Genomic DNA, 17,335 nt, shown 5'->3' on the forward strand with positions numbered 1-17,335 from the left:
GTCACGGACCGCGGGACCGCCACGCGGCCCACCGCCAGCGGGGTGCCCGTCGGCCGCTCCCGTCCGCACGCGCTGCACGCCCCCGGAGAGACCATGAACCGAACGCCCCCGCACGCCCGCGCCCCGCGCACCGACGGACGGCCGGGCCGGGCGTCGTTCCTCGTCTTCCTCGCGGCGCTCGTCGGGATCGGCGTGCTGAGCGCGCTGTGGGCCGTCACCACGCCGCTCGGCGCGAGCCCCGACGAGCCCGCGCACCTCAACAAAGCGGCGTCCGTCGTGCGCGGCCAGTTCCTCGGCGAGGTGACGGAGAACCCGCAGGTGCGCATCGTCCAGGTGCCCGAGGGCGTCGCGTACTCGGACCCATCCGCGTGCGCCCGGCACGACGGCGACCGGACGGCGGACTGCGCGCCCGGCTTCCCGGCCGGTGACGCGGCCGACCGCATCGTCTCCACCGAGACGAGCGCCGGCCTCTACGACCCCGTCTACTACCTGCTCGTCGGCTGGCCGACCCTCATCTGGGGCGGCGGCACCACGGCGGTCTTCGGCATGCGCCTCGTGAGCGCCCTCCTCTGCTCGCTGCTCGCCGCCGGCGCGCTCGCCTACCTCGCGCGCCTCCCCCGCCCCGTGCTCCCCGTGCTCGCGACCTTCGCCGCGCTCACGCCCATGACCCACTCGCTCTTCGGATCCGTGAACCCCAACGCCTTCGAGATCGCGGCCACCGCGGCGTTCGCGGCGGCCTACGTCACGGGCCTCGTGCGCGGCGGCCCCGTGAGCTGGCGCACCGCGGCGTTCCTCGCCGTGACGGGCGGGCTCCTCGTGCACGCGCGCGGCCTGTCGCCCATGTGGCTCGGCGTCGTCGTGGTCGCCGGGGCCTGCCTGGTCGGCTGGTCCCGGTTCTGGGCGTACCTCCGCCGGCCCCAGGTGCTCACGGCGGTGGGCGTCGTGGCCGTGTCGACGGTCCTCGCGATCGTGTGGATCCTCCGCACCGGTTCGCTCGCCGCCGTCGGCGTGTACGAGCGTGCGGGCACGAGCTTCGGCGAGGGCCTCGTGATCATGCTCGAGCGCACCTTCGACTACGCGCGCGACATGGTCGGCAACTTCGGCTGGCTCGACACGGCGATCCCGTCCTACGTCGTCTTCCCCTACTTCGTCGGCTGGGGCGTGCTCGTCGCCGCGGCCCTCCTCATCCCGGCCGCGAAGGGCGGGCGGCTCGCCGTCGGCGTCGCCCTCGTCGGCTTCCTGCTCCTGCCCGCGGTCGTGCAGGCGTCGTCGGTGACGGTGTCCGGCTTCGTCTGGCAGGGCCGCTACAACCTGCCCGCCTACCTGCTGCTGATCATGGTGGCGGCCGTCGTCACGGCGCCCGCGTTCGACCGCGTGCCCGCCCTCGTCCGCCGGCGGATCCTCGTGCTCGTCGTGGTCGTGCACGCCGCGGCCGCGTTCGTCGGCCTCATGACGTTCCTCCGCCGCAACTCCGTGGGCCTCAGCGCCTCGTGGTCCGACCTGGTGCTGCGACCGCGGTGGTCGCCGCCCGTCGTGGGCGTCGAGCCCTGGATCCTCGCGATGGCCGTCGGGTCCGTCGTCGCGGGCGCCGCGCTGCTGCTCGCCGTCCTCGCCGCCCGGCGCGACGCCCCCGCGGGTGCATCGGCCGCCGACGGCCCCGACGGGTGGTCCCGGGACGGCGCGGAGACGGGATCCCCCGGACCGCACGGGACGGTCGCCGCCGTCGCCGCCCCCTCCGTCGACGGATCGCGCGGCGCATGAGCACCGGGATCCCCGGCCGCCTCGCGCGCTTCCGCTCCGGCCGCCTCTACGGCCCCTTCGTCTACCTCGCCGTCGGCGGCCTGGCGTTCGTCGTCGACCTCGGCCTGCTCATCGTCGGGCGCGACCTGCTCGGCTGGCCGCTGGCCGCCGCGAGCGCCGTGTCGTTCTGGGCGGGCCTCGTCGTCAGCTACGTGACGCAGCGCTTCCTCACGTTCCGCCACCAGCGCTCCGACTGGCACAGCCTCTGGAAGTACGGCGTGCTCGTGGCCGTGAACTCGCTCGCGACCGTCCTGATCGTGAGCCTCTTCGATCGCATCGGCCTCGGCTACGTGGTCGGCAAGTTCGTCTCGACGGCGCTGACCACGCTCTGGAACTACGCGGCCTACCGCTTCTGGGTGTTCGCGGATCGCTCGACGGACGGCGCGGCCGACGGCGACGCCGGCATCGACGGGCGGCCCTCGGAGCCGAGCGCCGGCTGATCCCGGACCTCGCCCGCATCGGTCGCGGAGCCGGGTCGTCCCGCGCCCGGGCCGGCCGCGCTCGGGCGTGCCGTGCCGGGGCGCGCGGTGTCGGGGCGTGCCGCCTCGGCTGCCCGCTCCAGGTCGTGCAGCCGCAGGTCGGTCATCGCGCTCTCCTCGGCGAGGCGGCGCACCTTGTCCTCGAGATCGGTGAGCTCGGCGCTGAACTGCACGCACACCAGGAAGATCACGACGATGCTCGCGAAGAACGCGAGGTTCAGCGGCTCCTGCACGCCGAGGAAGCCGGCGAGGCCCGAGAGCAGCGGCGGGAACACGCTGATGACGAGCGCCACCAGACCGGCGACCAGCCACCAGACGGCGTGGCGCTCCCGGAGGCGGCGGCGGCGGAGGCGCTCGATCACGACGCCCACGGCGAGGAGCGCCGCGACGAGGGTGAAGACGTAGCTGGTGGGGTTCACGCGGTGACCGCCTTGACGGGTCGGCTGATGGGACGGATGAGGGCGATCACGAGCGCCATGCCGGCGCGCGCCAGGTAGATGGCGGCCTTCGCGGGGTTGTGCGAGGCGACGCCGCCGGCGCGGGGGCGCATCGACACGGGCACCTGCTCGATCGTGAGGCCGTGACGGGCCGCGATGACGAGGGACTCGACCGTGTCGCCGAGGTACTCGGCCGGGTAGTTCTCGGCGAAGAGCGCGACGGCGCGGGGGCCGGATCCGCGGTAGCCGGAGGTCGTGTCGGTGAGGGCCGTGCGCGCGATGCGGCTGAGGGTGAAGCTCAGGAACCTCATCGCCCACTTCCGCGGACCGGAGACCTCGTAGTCGCCCTCGCCGGCGAAGCGCGCGCCGATCACGACGTCCTTGCGCTGGAGGGCCTCGAGCAGCTGCGGGACGCTCTCGGGGTTGTGCTGCCCGTCGGAGTCGATCTGGATGACGTTCTCGAAGCCGTGCCGCTGCGCGTAGCGGAAGCCCGCCCGCATCGCGCCGCCCACACCGAGGTTGAACGGGAGCTCGAGGACGCGGGCGCCGGCGGCCTGCGCGACCTCGACCGTGCGGTCCTTGGAGCCGTCGCTGACCACCAGGCACGCGATGCCGGGGAGCGTGTCGAGCACCTCCCGGACCACCGCGCCGACCGCCTCCTCCTCGTTGAACGCGGGCATGACGATGAGGGTCGTGCTCAGGCTGGCGGGCATGCTGAGAGGGTAGCAAGCCGACGCCGGGCGCCCGCGCGGGATCGCCGGGTCAGCCGAGCGAGGCCACCCACTCGCTCGTGCCGTCGTCGAAGGCCTGCTGCTTCCAGATGGGGACGCGCTGCTTGATCTCGTCGACCAGCAGGCCGCACGCCGCGAATGCATCGGCGCGGTGCGCGGAGGAGACGGCGCAGGTGAGCGCGACGTCGCCGATGCCGAGCCGGCCGATGCGGTACCCGACGTACTCTCCGAGAGGGCTGTGCCGCCGAGATGCGGCTGACGACGCTCGCATCGACGGGCGGCCCCTGACCTCGACGTGACGGCGCGGAACCCGAACCGTCGATCTCGTCGATGAACGCCCCCTCACTCAGAGCTCTTCTGACGATCTTGGCGTACGACTGCGTTGATCGCGAGGCCGGAGATCACGATGATGACCCCGAAGGCGATCGACCCCGCGACGCGAATCACTCCGGTTCGCTCGAAGGTGAGAGCTTGGATGAGCAGGACGACCCCGAGCCCGAGGACGACGATCCCCGCGATCTTGCACCTCAATGTGGCCTCTCTTCCGGAGGTGGGCACCGCGGCTCTCGCAGCACCCACCTCCCACATGGTGTGAGCGTCAGACGCACCGGATCCATGAATCGTCTACGCCAGACCACGCCGCTTCATGACCGAAGAAGGGGAGGAGCAGTTGACGATCCTCAGAGCACTTCCCGTTGTAGCTGAGGTACTGCTGCGCGGCCGCGAGCATACCGGTAGTGATGACGCAAGTCTCGGGGAATGCGCCGCACGCGGCGACTCCGATGAGGAAGCCGCTGCCGTTGATGATGGCATCTTGATCGAACGAATTGAAGAGGATGTACGGATGCGCAGTACCGTCGTCGAGGCCGCCGGACATCTTCGACTCGAACTCCCCCTGGGGAGGAGCGGCTGCCGCCCTTCCAGGAAATGCGACTTCCATCCCGTTGCCCACGTGGTAGGTCGTGACGGACCGCCCACGGACCAGCGAGATCTCTCGAGGGACGTCCGACGCGTCCAATTCGGCGTGCCAGCGACTGGTCGCCTGCTCCGAGATCGCGGACGACTGCGGAGACGGATCCATCTCAGCCGCATCCGCTCCGACGGAGGAGATGCACGTCAGTCCGACAGCGACGAATGCCGCCACGGAAAATGGAGTGGAGCCTTCGATCTGCTCTTCATTCGCCTTTCCTCTCATAAGGAAGTGAGGCGGCTTGCGTACCGATGCTGCTCGACCTACGCCCGATGTGCCGAGTGAGCACGGCAGGGCTCGGCATTCGGAGATGCCGCGCGTGACGTGGGCTTCGGTCGGAATTCCAGGATCGGCTGAGCCCTCGAGGCCGAACTCAGGACTCGTGCTCCGAGCCCGTCGACACGGTCCACAGGGCGACGAACCTCACGCGCTCGGCACGGCGAGCTAGCCGAGCGAGGCCACCCACTCGCTCGTGCCGTCGTCGAAGGCCTGCTGCTTCCAGATCGGCACGCGCTGCTTGATCTCGTCGACCAGCAGGCCGCACGCCGCGAACGCATCGGCGCGGTGCGCGGACGAGACGGCGCACGTGAGCGCGACGTCGCCGATGCCGAGCCGGCCGATGCGGTGCTCGGCCGCGATCCGCACGTCCGGGTACCGGGCCGACACGTCGAGCGCGACCTGCTGGATCGCCTGGCGGGCGGCCGGATGCGCGGAGTAGTCGAGCCAGAGGACGCCCTTCCCGTCGTCGTGGTCGCGCACGACGCCCTCGAAGGTCACGACGGCGCCCGCGTCGTCGGCGCGCACGGCGTCGGCGCAGTCCTCGACGCGGATCGCGCCGCCGGCGATGCGGGCGAACAGGACGCGGTCGGCGGTCACGAGCGGGCCTCGGCGTCGCGTGCCGTGTCGGCCGCCGCATCCATCGCGGGATGCACGGAGCCGCGGATCTGCGCGAGCACGTGGTCGAGGATCCCGTCGAGGAGGCCGAGCCCGTCGCGCACGCCCCCGGGCGAGCCCGGCAGGTTCATGACGAACGCCCCGCCCGCGACCCCCGCGTGCCCGCGCGTGAGGACGGCCGTGGGCGTGTGGGCGGTGCCGATGCGGCGGGCCTCCTCCATGATCCCGGGGATCTCGAGGTCGAGCAGCGGCCGCGTCGCCTCGGGCGTGCGGTCGGTGGGCGTGATGCCCGTGCCGCCGGTGGTGAGTATCACGCGCGCGTCGCCCGCGACGGCCTCGGCGAGCGCCGCCGCCACCCCGGGTCCGTCGGCGCGCACGTGCGGGCCGTCGACCTCGAAGCCGCGCTCGGCGAGCCAGGCGGCGATGACGGGACCCGTGCGGTCCTCGTACAGCCCCGCCGCGGCGCGCGTGGAGGCGACGATCACGACCGCGCGGCCCCGCGGGTCCCCGGCGGTCATGCCCGCTCCCAGTCGCCGGACTTGCCGCCCTGCTTCTCCCGCACGAGCACGTCGGTGATGACGGCCCGCGCGTCGACGGCCTTCACCATGTCGTAGAGCGTGAGCGCCGCGACCGACGCGGCGGTGAGCGCCTCCATCTCGACGCCCGTGACGCCCGTGGTGCTCACCGACGCGACCACGGTGAGTCGGTCGTCGGCCCCGGTGATGTCGATCTCGATGCGCCCGATGGGCAGCGGGTGGCAGAGCGGGATGAGGCTGGAGGTCCGCTTCGCCGCCATGATCCCCGCGATGCGCGCCGTGCCGACCGCCTCGCCCTTGGGGAGGTCGCCCGTGATCACGGCCGCGACGACCTCGGGCCGGGTCACGAGCACGGCCTGCGCGACGGCGCGGCGCTTGGTGACGGCCTTGTCGGTGACGTCGACCATGTGCGCGGATCCGTCCTGCCGCAGGTGGGTGAGGGACGGCGCGGCGTCCGCGGTCGGGGTGGGATCAGTCATCGATGCTCCAGACGGTGACGGGGTCGCCGGCCTCGAGCCGGTCGACGCCCGCGGGGATGTGGACGAGGTGGGTGGCGGTCGCGTACGCGTGCAGGAGGTGGGATCCGGGGCCGCCGACCGCGAGCACGCGGCCGTCGGCGTCGACTCGGCCGCGACGCACCTGGTGCTTGCCGGCGGGCGAGTCGAGCGGCGCGGCGAGCGGCAGCTGCCGGGACGGGCGGTCCGGGTGCGGGTGCCCCGCGAGGGCGCGCAGCACGGGGCGGAGGAAGAGCTCGAAGGAGACCAGCGCGCTCACGGGGTTGCCGGGGAAGGCGACGACGGGAATCCGCGCGCCGCCGAGCTCCGCCGTGCCGAGGCCCTGCGGCCCGCCGGGCTGCACGGCGACGGAGGCGAACTCGACGCCGCCCCCCTCGAGGACGTCGCGCACGACCTCGTACGCGCCGGCGCTGACGCCGCCGGTGGTGATCAGGAGGTCGACGCCCGGTGCCGCGTCGCGGAGGGCGTCGCGCAGCCGGGCGGCGTCGTCGGAGGCGACCCGCAGCGTGCGGACCTCGATGCCCACGCCCGTGAGGGACGCGGCGAGCGCGATCGAGTTGGCGTCGTGGATCTGCCCGGGCGCGAGCTCCTCGCCCGGCCCGCGGAGCTCGAGGCCGGTGGAGAGGATGAGGACCACCGGTCGGCGGCGCACCTCGACGCGCGCGATGCCGGCCGACGCGAGCACGCCCCCGTGCGCGGGCAGGAGGCGCGTGCCGGCGGCGACGAGCACGCTGCCCGCGGCGAGGTCGCTGCCCTGCGCACGGACGAAGGCGCCGGGATCCACGGGCGCGGCGAAGGCGACGGTCGCGTCGACCCGGTCCTCGTCGACGAAGCGGTCGGGCGTCGCGGCCTCGATGGGCACGATGGCGTCGGCGCCGGGCGGGACGGGCGCTCCCGTCATGCACGGTGCGGCGGTGCCGGGGGCGAGCGGATCCGGCGCCACGCCCGCGGGGATGCGGGGCGCGATCCGCAGGGCGACCGGCCGCGCCTCGGAGGCGCCGGCGAGGTCGGCCGCGCGCACGGCGTAGCCGTCCATCTGCGAGTTGCGGAAGGGCGGCAGGTCGAGGGGGCTCGTGACGTCGCGCGCGAGGACGCGCTCGGCGTACCGGTGCGGATCCGCGGCGAGCGCGTCCGCGGAGACGAGCAGCTCCTCCGTCCCCCGGTCGGCGAGCGGGGCGAGGAGCGCGGACACGGCCGCCCGGTGCTCGTCGACCGTGCGTCGTCGGCGGTCCGCGGGGCGGTCGGGGCTCATCACCCCATCATCCCCGACGCGGCCGGACCCGCCCCGCCGCCGGCCCTCCCCTACCCTGAGACCACCCGCGGAGGAGACGGAACTGCATGGTGGATGAGGCATCGCTGCGCGACGACCGGTGGACGAAGGTCGCGATCCTCACAGGCGCCGTCGCTCTGGCGACGTACGCGGTGCTCTGGTGCGTGATGTGGATCCCGTTCCACATCGACGGCGCCGGGCTGCTGATCCTCTACCCGCTGTTCCTCGTCGCGTGGGTGCCCATCGAGCTCCTGGCGCTCCTCAGCCTGGTGTTCGCGATCGTCGCCCTGGCGACGCGAGAAGGCAGGACGGCCGGCACCGTCGGGATCCTGATCGCCGACGTCGTGTGCGTCGTCATGTCGCTCCCGACGCTCTGGTTCGGTCAGATCCCGTGGTACCTCTTCACTCCCGGAGCAGCATGAGGAGCACGACGTGATCGCATCAGCACGGACGCTCCGACGGGCAGGTCTCGCCGTGGGCGCGGTCCTGAGCCTCGCAGCGCTCTCCGCCTGCACGACACCGGGCGATGCCAGCACCCTGAACCGCTACTCGACGAGCAGCACGCCCGCGCCGGCCGACGTCGTCGCCCAGGTCGAGGTCGGCGGCATCACCATCACGTGGCCGCAGGAACCGCGCGATCTCCTCATCACCTCCATCGGCAGCTCGAGCTGCCCTCGCATCCCCATCGCGTTCCGCGGGGACGCATCGCAGACCCTCGTCGTGGCGGAGGACACCGGAGCCGGCACCGCCTGCTCCGCCGACCTCGGTCCCACCACCTCACGGGTCGAACGACCCGACAGCTGGACACCTGGCGCCGTCGTCACGGCCACCCAGGACGGAGACATGCTCCTGCTCACGGTGGAATAGCGCCGTCTCGACAGGCCGCTCCTTCCGGGACGCGATGGCGAGTCCCGGCGCAGGCCTCCTGCCACGATGGACGCATGGCCATCGACGTCACGTCCGGGCGAAGCGGCACCGACGTCCGGCGCATCCTGGGATCGCTGCCGGACTGGTTCGGCGACCCGGACGCGATCGAGGGCTACGTGGCGGCCTCGGAGAGCGACAGCTACGACAGCTACCTCGCGACCGACGGCCCGCGCGTGGTCGGCGTCGCCCTCATCCGTCGGCACTTCCCCGAGACGGCCGAGCTGCACCTCATCGCGGTCGCTCCGGACTCGCGAGGGTACGGCGTCGGCCGACTCCTCATCGATCGCGCGGTCAGCGATCTCACGACGAGCGGATGCGCGCTCCTCTCGGTGCACACGGTCGGCCCGTCGTTCGCGAACGAGCCGTACGCGCACACGCGCCGCTTCTATCGCCGACTCGGATTCCTGCCGCTCGAGGAGCACACGGGGCTCGACTGGTCGGGCCCGACCCTCATCCTCGTCCGCCCGCTCCCGCCGCCTTCCTAGGCGCGCGGGCGCCCAGCGACCGGGACCGCGCCCCGCCATCCGCCCTTGCGGGGATCGCTCGGCGGACGCTCCCCGACGCCGCTCAGCGCGCCTGGCCGGACCGATCGTGCGCGAGCAGGGCGTACCCGTCGAGCGTGGTCCACTCGCCCTTGAACCAGTCGGCCTCGACCTGCCGCGACTCCTGCCGGAACCCCTGTCGCCTCAGCAGCCGTGCCACCGACTCGTTGCGTGAGTCGCACGAGGCGACGACCCGGTGGGCGCGCTCGTGCTCGAAGACCCGGTCGAGCAGCGCTCCGAGCGCTTCGGAGGCGATGCCCCGGCCCTGCGACGAGCGCGCCAGGGTGACGCCGACCTCGAAGGTGTCGGGCTGCTCGTCGAGGACGTGCAGCGCGAGGTCCCCGAGGAGCCCGCCCGACGCGGTCTCGCGGACGGCGAGCTGCACCCAGCCGCCGGGCAGCGGAAGGCCTCCGTCGGGCTGGGCGGCGACCAGGCGCTCGGCATCTGCTCGGGAGTAGTCGGTCCCCCACGACTGGTACCGGGCCACGTCCGGATCCCGCCGGTACTCGGTGAAGGCGTCGACGTCGCGACCCGCGAGCGGCTCGATGGTCAGGCGAGCGGTCGTCAGGGCCAGGTGGTCGTGCGGCGAGGGCATGCCCGAAGGCTAGTGAAGGACGGCGGGCGACCGGCGACCGCGGGACTCGTCCCCGCGAGGGAGAACCCGGCCGACCCGGTTCCGCACCCGGCCGCAGGTGCGCGCCGGCGATGGCGCGAGCTCGTGCGCGTCCGGCCGGGGGTCGGCTACCGAGACAGCCGATCCCGTGCCGTCGGCGCGGGAGGGATGCGCAGGATGCGCTGCACGGCTTCGTGGACGAAGGCCTCGTCCGGCGGCTCGGGGTCGAGTGCGCGGTGGATGGAGAGGCCCTCGATGAGCGCGTCGAGCATGCGCGCGGTGGTCGGGTCGACGTGCTCCTCGAGGGCAGCGCGGCTGCGGGCCATCCACGTCCGCGTGATGGTCCGGTACTCGGGTCGGCGGGCGGCGAGCGTGTAGAGCTCGTGGGTGAGGACGAGGTCGCGCTGCGTCCCCAGGAGGTCGCGCACGATGACGTCGACCACGGCAGCGGCAGCCTCCTCGGTCGTGCCGGCGCTGCTCATGCGGCGTCGCATCTGCTCCGCGACGCGGTCGGCGAAGAGCGTGAAGGCCTCGTGGAGCAGGTCGTCCATGCCGGCGAAGTGGTAGGTCATCGAGCCGAGCGGGACGTCGGCCGCGGCGGCCACCCGGCGATGCGTCGTCCCGTCGACGCCGACGTCGGCGATGACGTCGAGGCAGGCCTCGACGATCCGATCCCGACGGTGCGGATCCGATCGCCGGGGTGACCGCGCAGGGACCGGGGCCGTCATCCGCGGGGCGCGATCTCGCGGATCACCCGGGCGGGGTTCCCGACGGCGACCACCCCCGCGGGGATGTCGCGGGTCACGACCGATCCGGCGCCGATGACGCTGTCGTCGCCGATGCGGATGCCCGGGCAGACGATCACGCCACCGCCGAGCCAGACGTTGTCGCCGATGGTGATCGGGCGGGCCGCTTCGAGCTTGTCACGTCGGGGCTGCGGATCGATCGGGTGCGTGGGCGTGAGGAGCTGGACGTTCGGCCCGATCTGGCAGTCCTCGCCGATCGTGATCGCGGCGACGTCCAGAGCCGTCAGGTTGACGTTGACGAATGTCCGAGCGCCGATGCGGATGTTCTCCCCGTAGTCGACGTACAGCGGCGGCTTGACGAAGGCGTCCGGACCGAGCGACCCGAGCAGCTCCTCGAGCAGGGGGCGCGCCGCGGTCTCATCCTCGACAGCGGCACGGCGGTACGCGTCCGCCAGCCGGACGGCGCGCTGCGCCATGCGGGCGCTCTCGGGGTCGTCGGCGATGTACGGGTCGCCGGCGAGCATCCGCTCGCGGTTGCTGCGGTCGTCGCCGTCGAAGTAGGCAGTCGTCATTTGTACAAGCGTACACTCGGCCCCATGACCGACATCGACTGGACCTCCGGCACCTGGACCACCGCGCCCGCCCACGTGGAGGTCGACGCCGACGGCATGCGCGTCACCGCGGTCGAGGGGAGCGACGCCTGGCGGGTCACCTCCTACGGCTTCGTGCACGACACGGAGCACGCCCTCCTCGCGCCGTTCGACCAGGGGACGGCGATGGAGGTGTCGTTCCTGCTCGACTTCTCCGCGCAGTTCGACCAGGCCGGCATCTTCGTGAAGGTCGACGACACGACGTGGACCAAGGCGGGCGTCGAGCGCAGCGACGGCGAGGACGGCCTCGGGGCCGTCGTCACCCGCGGCATGTCCGACTGGTCGCTGGCACCTGTGCCCGGCTGGCACGGCCGGATCGTGACGATCCGCGCCAGCCGCTCCGGCGACGCGCTGACGGTCCGCGCGCGGGTGGACGACGAGCCGTGGCGCCTGGTGCGGGTGGCACCCCTGGATCCCGATGCCGCCGTGACCGCCGGCCCGCTGTGCTGCGCTCCCTCGCGGGCCGGCCTCGCCGTCCTGTTCACGGCGTGGAAGGCCGGGCCGGCGGACGGGAGCCTGCACCCGGGCGACTAGGCGGTCCGGTGGCCCCCCCCCCCCTGCGACGGGGTCGAGCGCCCAGGTCCACCTCACGGCGCACGCCTTGCGGAGTTCGAACACCGCGTGGCACCCTTCGCCGGGCTCCCCCAGCCTGCCGCTCTCGAGGACCAGCTGCGCAGCGCCCCCCTCCCCGCGAAGCTCAGCTCGGTCGCGCGAACAGGTTGACGAGGTTCCCGTCGGGATCGCGGAACAGCACCGACCGGTTGCCCCACGGCATCGTCGTCGGCTCCTGCACGACGTCCTCCAGGAGCCCGCGAAGCCGGGCGAACTCCTCGTCCACGTCGTCGACGAGGAACTCGAGGATGACCGAGCGGTTGCTCGCCGGCTGCGGCGTCGCCTCCCCCAGCATGGCGACGGTGGCCCGACTGCCGATCGCGACGGCACCACCTCCGGTCCTCAGCTCCGCGAACACGGGCGCTGGTCGTGCGGCGACGACGCCCAGCACCGCTTCGTAGAAGCGCGCGAGCCGGTCGACGTCGTCCGTGATGATCCTGATCGATGCGAAGTCCATGCTGATCCTCTCCGCCGGATCGCTCGACCCGGCGGGACCATGCTCACGGACGTCGACGACACCGTCGTGTCGGTGTTTGCGGGCTCATCCGATCTCGTGGACGGGGCGGAGGTCGCCATGCGGGATCTCGAGGTCCTCCGCGCGGAGCTCGCGTCGCGGGGGACGCTCCCCCGTCGGGTCCGCCGTGACGATGCGGTCAGCGCGGAACGCCCGCATCCCGTCACGCGTCCGGCACCAGCCGAGGAGGTACCAGCTCCGGTCGCGGTGCACGTAGCCGAGCGGCTCGATCTCGCGCAGCGTCTCCACGTCATCCCGGTCGCGGTAGCGCATCCGCAGCACCTCGCGCCTCCGGAGCGCATCCGCGAAGCCGGACGGGAACGTGGCGGCGTGCCCGTCCTCCAGCAGGTGCACCCGCGTCGCGAGACCGGTCGCCTCGTCCGCCCTGCGCCCCTCGGTGACGGCGAGCACCTTCTGCAGGGCCGAGGTCGCGGCCGGCGCGAACGGACCCTCCCGCAGCATCGCGAGTCCGATCGTCACCGCGAGCCCCTCTTCCACCGTGAACCCCAACGGGGCCAACGTGTGAGCTGCGTCGATGCAGTACCCGCCGGTCCGCCCGGGCTCCGCCCAGATCGGGACGCCCGCCTGCTGCAGGGCCGACAGATCCCGCTCGATCGTCCGCGAGCTCACCTCGAACCGCTCCGCCAGCTGACGCGCGCTCCGAGGACGCGGCGCCACACGACGCAGCTCCTCCACGAGGGCGTACAGGCGATCGGTGCGGGTCACGGCCCCAGCGTAGGCATCGCGTGCGATCCCCCATGCGGCGGCGGCATGGGATCGCCCATCACCCACGAGTGCGGGCGGCCGCATCGCGAAAGGGCATCCGCAAGCGGACGCTGCCACGCAGGTCAGGGGGTGCGCGCCGCCCGACCGGTCGAGTGCCAGCGGAACCGGTCCAGGAGTGCTGACAGGACCGGTACGCGCGTCAGCACGACGAAGATCGCGTAGCCGATGACACCACCGACGGTGTTCCAGATGAAGTCGTTGACGTCCGCGACGTGGCCGCCGGAGAACAGCTTCTGCGCGGCGAGCTGCAGGAGCTCGATCGTCAGACTGACGGCCGCGGCGGTGAGCAGTGCCTTCCACCACGACGGACGTCGCATGAGGAGCGGGATCAGGATGCCCAGCGGTACGAACACCACCAGGTTGGTGAGCGCGTCGGTGAGTTCGTAGTCGTGGAACGGGATCAGCGCCAGCGCCGGCGACCACGGCTCCTCGTTCGGCGCCGCGTCGAGGAAGATCGGGAAGACCGTGTTCGCGAGTATCCCCGCGGCGTACACGGCGATCGCGGCGGCGACGGCAGCGCGCGGCCATGTGAAGTGCCCTCGTCGAAGCAGGAGGACGAGTTGGATGAGGAACACGACGGCGCCGACCGCGACAGCGACGGGCAGGGCGGGGACTTCGCCGAACGGGTCAGAGGACATCCGGTGAAGCCTAGTGACGCGGATCTGTCATCCAGGACTGACGCGTTCCGAGCTGCCCGGCAGCCGACCGCCCACCGGACGTCGCGGGCGGCTGGCGCTCGACCGCGCCCCACCATGACCGCCTGCGATGGACCAGTCCGGTCCCCGACGTGGTGTTCCCCTCTCCTCTGCCCGGGCCCGCACGCCCTCCGTCGGGTGCCAGCCGGTCGAGTCGGCGCTCGTCCACTTCGCGTCGTCGGCGGCCCGCGGGGCGGTCGGGGATCACCACCCCCGTCATCGCGGACGCGGCCGCGTCGTCCGGGGCCTTGCCGCCGGGGTGCAGCGCGGGGGACCCTGGGCGCATGGACCTGCACGAGCGCCGATCCGCCCTCCGCCGCCGCGTGGCCGCCGTAACCGGGGGCGTCCTGATCGCGGCGGCGATCGCGCTCGGCGTCGCCGGGGTGGTCGTCTACACGGGCGGATCCGACCTCGGGCTGCTCCTCCTCGTGGCGGGGCTCGCCCTCCTGACGGCGGGCGCGGGCCTCGTCGTCTCCGCCGTGCGGGCCGGCGCGGGCCGCGCCGGCTAGTCCGGCCGCTCCTCCCCAGGGGCCGTCGCCGGATCCGTGTCCGGCTCCCGAACCGGGCCCTGCCGCGCACGGCGCGCCCGCCCTAGGGTCGGGGCATGACCATCGCCGCCCGCGGGCAGAACCTCGTCGACCTCCACACCGCACCCGAGCTCCTCCGGGTGGTGAACGTGTGGGACGCCATCTCGGCCGCCACCGTCGCCGCCCTCCCCGAGACGAAGGCGCTCGCCACCGCAAGCCACTCCATCGCCGCCGCCTTCGGCTACGCGGACGGCGAGAACATCCCGCTCGACCTCCACCTCGAGATGATCGGCCGCATCGTCGCGGCCGTCGAGCAGCCCGTCTCGGCCGACCTCGAGTCGGGCTACGGCGACGCGGGCGAGACCGTGCGCCGCGCCATCGGCGTCGGCGTCGTCGGCGCCAACCTGGAGGACGGCATGCGCCCCCTCGCCGACTCGATCCGCGCGGTCGAGGCCGCCGTCGCCGCCGCGCAGGCCGAGGGCGTGCCGTTCGCGCTCAACGCCCGCACCGACGCCTACGTGCTCGGCGGCGACCGCGACCGGTCCGACATCCTCGCGGACGCCGTCGAGCGGGGCCGCGCCTACCTGTCCGCGGGGGCGACGTCGATCTTCGTGCCCGGCCCGCTCACGGAGGACGAGGTCCGCACCCTGGTCGACGCCCTCGGTCCGCAGCGCCTCACCGTCATCGGCATCCCCGGATCCCTCTCCCCCGCCCGCTTCGAGGAGCTCGGCGTCGCCCGCATCTCGTACGGCCCGTGGACCCAGCGCGTGGCGCTCACGGCCCTCCAGGACGCGGCGACGGAGCTGTACGCCGGCGGCGCGCTCCCCGAGGGGACGCGGCCGCTCAACTGACCCGGCCCCGTCCTCGTCGACCAGGGCACGGCGGACGCGGTCGAGCCCGCGTCCACCGCGCCCTGGTTGACTGGGCACCCACCCGAAGGAGCACGACGTGACCGACACCCCCGCCCCGGCGCCCGACGCCTCCGCTCCCCGCGCCGAGGTCGGCGTAATCGGCGGATCCGGCCTCTACGCCCTGCTCGACCCCGCCACCAGCACGTCGCTCACGGTCGAGACGCCGTTCGGCCCGACCTCGAGCGAGGTCACCGTCGGCGAGCTGGCCGGGCGCCGGGTCGCGTTCCTCACCCGGCACGGTTCCGACCACTCGGTCGCGCCGCACCTCATCGACTACCGGGCGAACGTCTGGGCGCTCGCGTCGCTCGGCGTCTCCGCCATCGTGTCGTCCTCGGCGGTCGGCGGCGTCTCGCCGGACTACCCGCCGGGATCGCTCGTGCTCACGGACCAGCTGCTCGACCGCACGTGGGGCCGGCCCGACACCTTCTTCGACCAGGGCGTCGTGCAGCACCTCTCCGCCGCCGACCCCTTCGACCCGGAGCTGCACGCGCACGCCGCCGCCGCGCTGGTCGAGCTCGAGGGCGGCGACCGCGCGGATCCCGCCGGACCCCTCCGCACCTCGGGCACGGTCGTCGTGATCCAGGGGCCGCGCTTCTCGACGCGCGCGGAGTCGCTGTGGTTCCGCCAGGCGGGCGCGCACATCGTCAACATGACGCAGTACCCGGAGGTGGTCCTCGCGTCCGAGCTGAACATCGGCACGGTCAACCTGTCGTTCGTCACCGACGCCGACGCGGGCCTCGCCCCGCTGCCCGGCGAGCAGGGCGACGCGGTCACGGCCGAGATCGTGTTCGCGCGGCTCGCGGAGGCCCAGCCGCGCATCGTGCGGGCGATCGAGGCGGTCATCCGCGCCATCCCCGCGGGCTACCGGGGGCTGCCGCTCATCGACCCGGACGCCGTCGCGTCCGTGCTCGCGCGTCCGACGACCGGCGCGCGCTCGTGAGCGACGGGATCCTCCTCGTCACGGGCGGCGCGGGCTTCATCGGCGGCACGGTCGTCACCGCGGCGCTCGAGGAGGGTCGGCGCGTGCGCGTGCTCGACTCCCTGCGCGCCGACGTGCACGGCGGCACCCCGGAGATCGACCCGCGCGTCGAGCTCGTCCGCGGCGACGTCACCGATCCGGACGCGGTCGCGCGCGCCCTCGACGGCGTCGACGTCGTCTGCCACCAGGCCGCGAAGGTCGGCCTCGGCGTCGACTTCCTCGATGCGCCCGACTACGTCGCCACCAACGACGGCGGCACGGCCGTCCTCCTCGCGGCGATGACCCGCGCGGGCATCGACCGCCTCGTGCTCGCCAGCTCCATGGTCGTCTACGGCGAGGGCGCGTACGAGGGCGCCGACGGCCCGGTGCGCCCGCCCGCCCGCCGGATCGCCGACCTCGACGCGGGCATCTTCGACCCCGTGGATCCCGCCACGGGCGAGCCGCTCGTCCCCACGCTCATCAGCGAGGACGTGCCGCTGGATCCGCGCAACGTCTACGCCACCACGAAGCTCGCGCAGGAGAACCTCGCGAGCTCCTGGACCCGGGCCACGGGCGGCCGCGCGGTCGCCCTGCGGTACCACAACGTCTACGGGCCGGGCATGCCGCAGAACACCCCGTACGCGGGCGTCGCGTCGCTCTTCCGCTCGGCGCTCGCGCGCGGCGAGGCCCCGCGCGTCTTCGAGGACGGCCGGCAGCGCCGCGACTTCGTGCACGTCCGGGACGTCGCGGGCGCGAACGTCGCCGCGCTCGCCTGGACCGCGACGCGGGAGGCGGGATCCTTCCGCGCGTTCAACGTCGGCAGCGGCACCGTGCACACCATCGGCGAGATGGCGGAGGCGCTGGCGCGGGAAGCCGGCGGATCCGCACCCGTCACCACGGGCGAGTACCGGCTCGGCGACGTGCGGCACATCACCGCGTCCTCGGAGCGGCTCCGCACGGAGCTCGGCTGGGAGCCGCAGATGACCTTCGCGGAGGGCATGCGCGAGTTCGCGACGGCGCCGCTGCGGAGCGCGGTGGTCTGACGCGGAGGCGGGCTGGGATCTCGGGCTCGGCTCGGGTGCGGAGATCGACGCCCCCTCCGACCGCCCCGACCGGACGGCCGGCCGGCCGGCCGCCCACCGGACCACCGCGACCGGTACCCGGGTACGGGGCCGGCGGGGATCCCGGCACCTCCGGCGGATGAGCCGGCGACCCCGCCCGG

At 73.5% G+C, this 17,335-nt stretch carries 25 protein-coding genes; 10 read left to right on the top strand and 15 right to left on the bottom strand.

The genetic code is table 11. The annotated features are described in order from the left end of the window. Positions 1-93 precede the first annotated feature (93 nt). Complete coding sequence (locus ACT7CP_RS11935) at positions 94-1,761, top strand: DUF2142 domain-containing protein (protein WP_445442392.1); 1,668 nt, start codon at positions 94-96, stop codon at positions 1,759-1,761. Beyond that, positions 1,758-2,240, top strand: a complete 483-nt coding sequence (locus ACT7CP_RS11940; RefSeq protein WP_413963670.1) for a GtrA family protein — start codon at positions 1,758-1,760, stop codon at positions 2,238-2,240. The genes ACT7CP_RS11935 and ACT7CP_RS11940 overlap by 4 nt, the downstream gene beginning before the upstream one ends. Here ACT7CP_RS11940 and ACT7CP_RS11945 read toward each other — a convergent pair. The 9 genes from ACT7CP_RS11945 to ACT7CP_RS11985 form a co-directional block, all read right to left on the bottom strand. Beyond that, the gene (locus ACT7CP_RS11945) at positions 2,144-2,698 is read right to left on the bottom strand and encodes a DUF2304 domain-containing protein (RefSeq protein WP_445442393.1); all 555 of its coding nucleotides are present in this window, start codon (positions 2,696-2,698) and stop codon (positions 2,144-2,146) included. The genes ACT7CP_RS11940 and ACT7CP_RS11945 overlap by 97 nt on opposite strands. Continuing rightward, positions 2,695-3,429: a glycosyltransferase family 2 protein gene (locus ACT7CP_RS11950; RefSeq protein ID WP_413963672.1), complete on the bottom strand. Its 735-nt coding sequence runs from the start codon at positions 3,427-3,429 to the stop codon at positions 2,695-2,697. Before ACT7CP_RS11950 ends, ACT7CP_RS11945 begins: the two co-directional genes overlap by 4 nt. A 49-nt stretch (positions 3,430-3,478) precedes the next feature. Then, on the bottom strand, positions 3,479-3,718 hold the full coding sequence (locus ACT7CP_RS11955; protein WP_445442394.1) for a molybdenum cofactor biosynthesis protein MoaE: 240 nt from the start codon (positions 3,716-3,718) through the stop codon (positions 3,479-3,481). A gap of 71 nt (positions 3,719-3,789) precedes the next feature. Next, positions 3,790-4,035, bottom strand: a complete 246-nt coding sequence (locus ACT7CP_RS11960; protein ID WP_445442395.1) for a hypothetical protein — start codon at positions 4,033-4,035, stop codon at positions 3,790-3,792. A 10-nt stretch (positions 4,036-4,045) separates the two neighbouring features. Further along, entirely contained in the window at positions 4,046-4,591 is a 546-nt protein-coding gene (locus ACT7CP_RS11965; protein WP_445442396.1) for a hypothetical protein, read from the bottom strand. A 270-nt stretch (positions 4,592-4,861) separates the two neighbouring features. Next, positions 4,862-5,293: a molybdenum cofactor biosynthesis protein MoaE gene (locus ACT7CP_RS11970; RefSeq protein ID WP_445442397.1), complete on the bottom strand. Its 432-nt coding sequence runs from the start codon at positions 5,291-5,293 to the stop codon at positions 4,862-4,864. Continuing rightward, positions 5,290-5,829, bottom strand: a complete 540-nt coding sequence (locus ACT7CP_RS11975; protein ID WP_445442398.1) for a molybdenum cofactor synthesis domain-containing protein — start codon at positions 5,827-5,829, stop codon at positions 5,290-5,292. Before ACT7CP_RS11975 ends, ACT7CP_RS11970 begins: the two co-directional genes overlap by 4 nt. Further along, entirely contained in the window at positions 5,826-6,326 is a 501-nt protein-coding gene (gene moaC / locus ACT7CP_RS11980) for a cyclic pyranopterin monophosphate synthase MoaC (RefSeq protein WP_445442399.1), read from the bottom strand. Before moaC ends, ACT7CP_RS11975 begins: the two co-directional genes overlap by 4 nt. Then, on the bottom strand, positions 6,319-7,614 hold the full coding sequence (locus ACT7CP_RS11985) for a molybdopterin molybdotransferase MoeA (protein WP_445442400.1): 1,296 nt from the start codon (positions 7,612-7,614) through the stop codon (positions 6,319-6,321). The genes moaC and ACT7CP_RS11985 overlap by 8 nt, the downstream gene beginning before the upstream one ends. An 86-nt stretch (positions 7,615-7,700) precedes the next feature. Here ACT7CP_RS11985 and ACT7CP_RS11990 point away from each other — a divergent pair, with 86 nt between their 5' ends. From ACT7CP_RS11990 to ACT7CP_RS12000, 3 genes are all read left to right on the top strand, one after another. Continuing rightward, the gene (locus tag ACT7CP_RS11990) at positions 7,701-8,054 is read left to right on the top strand and encodes a hypothetical protein (RefSeq protein ID WP_445442401.1); all 354 of its coding nucleotides are present in this window, start codon (positions 7,701-7,703) and stop codon (positions 8,052-8,054) included. Between the two features lie 10 nt (positions 8,055-8,064). Then, positions 8,065-8,499: a hypothetical protein gene (locus ACT7CP_RS11995; RefSeq protein WP_445442402.1), complete on the top strand. Its 435-nt coding sequence runs from the start codon at positions 8,065-8,067 to the stop codon at positions 8,497-8,499. 74 nt (positions 8,500-8,573) lie between these two features. Beyond that, complete coding sequence (locus tag ACT7CP_RS12000) at positions 8,574-9,044, top strand: GNAT family N-acetyltransferase (RefSeq protein WP_413963679.1); 471 nt, start codon at positions 8,574-8,576, stop codon at positions 9,042-9,044. Between the two features lie 82 nt (positions 9,045-9,126). Here ACT7CP_RS12000 and ACT7CP_RS12005 read toward each other — a convergent pair whose 3' ends face one another. The 3 genes from ACT7CP_RS12005 to ACT7CP_RS12015 all read right to left on the bottom strand — a co-directional run bounded on the left by ACT7CP_RS12005 (position 9,127) and on the right by ACT7CP_RS12015 (position 11,032). Further along, positions 9,127-9,696 carry a GNAT family N-acetyltransferase gene (locus tag ACT7CP_RS12005; RefSeq protein WP_445442403.1) on the bottom strand — a complete coding sequence of 190 codons (570 nt, stop codon included), beginning with the start codon at positions 9,694-9,696 and terminating at the stop codon, positions 9,127-9,129. 146 nt (positions 9,697-9,842) lie between these two features. Next, positions 9,843-10,442 (bottom strand): TetR/AcrR family transcriptional regulator, encoded by a 600-nt coding sequence (locus tag ACT7CP_RS12010; protein WP_445442404.1) that lies wholly within the window; start codon positions 10,440-10,442, stop codon positions 9,843-9,845. After that, positions 10,439-11,032 (bottom strand): sugar O-acetyltransferase, encoded by a 594-nt coding sequence (locus ACT7CP_RS12015; protein ID WP_445442405.1) that lies wholly within the window; start codon positions 11,030-11,032, stop codon positions 10,439-10,441. The genes ACT7CP_RS12010 and ACT7CP_RS12015 overlap by 4 nt, the downstream gene beginning before the upstream one ends. A gap of 24 nt (positions 11,033-11,056) precedes the next feature. Here ACT7CP_RS12015 and ACT7CP_RS12020 point away from each other — a divergent pair, with 24 nt between their 5' ends. Further along, positions 11,057-11,644 carry a DUF1349 domain-containing protein gene (locus ACT7CP_RS12020; protein ID WP_445442406.1) on the top strand — a complete coding sequence of 196 codons (588 nt, stop codon included), beginning with the start codon at positions 11,057-11,059 and terminating at the stop codon, positions 11,642-11,644. Positions 11,645-11,807: 163 nt separating this feature from the next. On the opposite strand, the gene ACT7CP_RS12025 is transcribed toward ACT7CP_RS12020, so the two are convergent. The 3 genes from ACT7CP_RS12025 to ACT7CP_RS12035 form a co-directional block, all read right to left on the bottom strand. Beyond that, on the bottom strand, positions 11,808-12,179 hold the full coding sequence (locus ACT7CP_RS12025; RefSeq protein ID WP_445442407.1) for a VOC family protein: 372 nt from the start codon (positions 12,177-12,179) through the stop codon (positions 11,808-11,810). 84 nt (positions 12,180-12,263) lie between these two features. After that, a complete protein-coding gene (locus ACT7CP_RS12030; protein WP_445442408.1) occupies positions 12,264-12,962 on the bottom strand; it encodes a helix-turn-helix transcriptional regulator in 699 nt (232 codons plus the stop codon). A 122-nt stretch (positions 12,963-13,084) separates the two neighbouring features. Then, on the bottom strand, positions 13,085-13,660 hold the full coding sequence (locus ACT7CP_RS12035) for a VanZ family protein (RefSeq protein WP_445442409.1): 576 nt from the start codon (positions 13,658-13,660) through the stop codon (positions 13,085-13,087). Between the two features lie 341 nt (positions 13,661-14,001). On the opposite strand from ACT7CP_RS12035, the gene ACT7CP_RS12040 reads away from it, so the two are divergent. The 4 genes from ACT7CP_RS12040 (at position 14,002) to ACT7CP_RS12055 (ending at position 17,156) form a co-directional block, all read left to right on the top strand. Continuing rightward, positions 14,002-14,226 carry a hypothetical protein gene (locus ACT7CP_RS12040; protein WP_445442410.1) on the top strand — a complete coding sequence of 75 codons (225 nt, stop codon included), beginning with the start codon at positions 14,002-14,004 and terminating at the stop codon, positions 14,224-14,226. A gap of 95 nt (positions 14,227-14,321) precedes the next feature. Further along, entirely contained in the window at positions 14,322-15,095 is a 774-nt protein-coding gene (locus ACT7CP_RS12045) for an isocitrate lyase/PEP mutase family protein (protein ID WP_445442411.1), read from the top strand. A 97-nt stretch (positions 15,096-15,192) separates the two neighbouring features. Next, positions 15,193-16,095, top strand: a complete 903-nt coding sequence (locus tag ACT7CP_RS12050) for an MTAP family purine nucleoside phosphorylase (protein ID WP_445442412.1) — start codon at positions 15,193-15,195, stop codon at positions 16,093-16,095. Further along, the gene (locus ACT7CP_RS12055; RefSeq protein WP_445442413.1) at positions 16,092-17,156 is read left to right on the top strand and encodes an NAD-dependent epimerase/dehydratase family protein; all 1,065 of its coding nucleotides are present in this window, start codon (positions 16,092-16,094) and stop codon (positions 17,154-17,156) included. The genes ACT7CP_RS12050 and ACT7CP_RS12055 overlap by 4 nt, the downstream gene beginning before the upstream one ends. Positions 17,157-17,335 lie beyond the last annotated feature (179 nt).

This window comes from Clavibacter rahimiani (assembly GCF_052654495.1).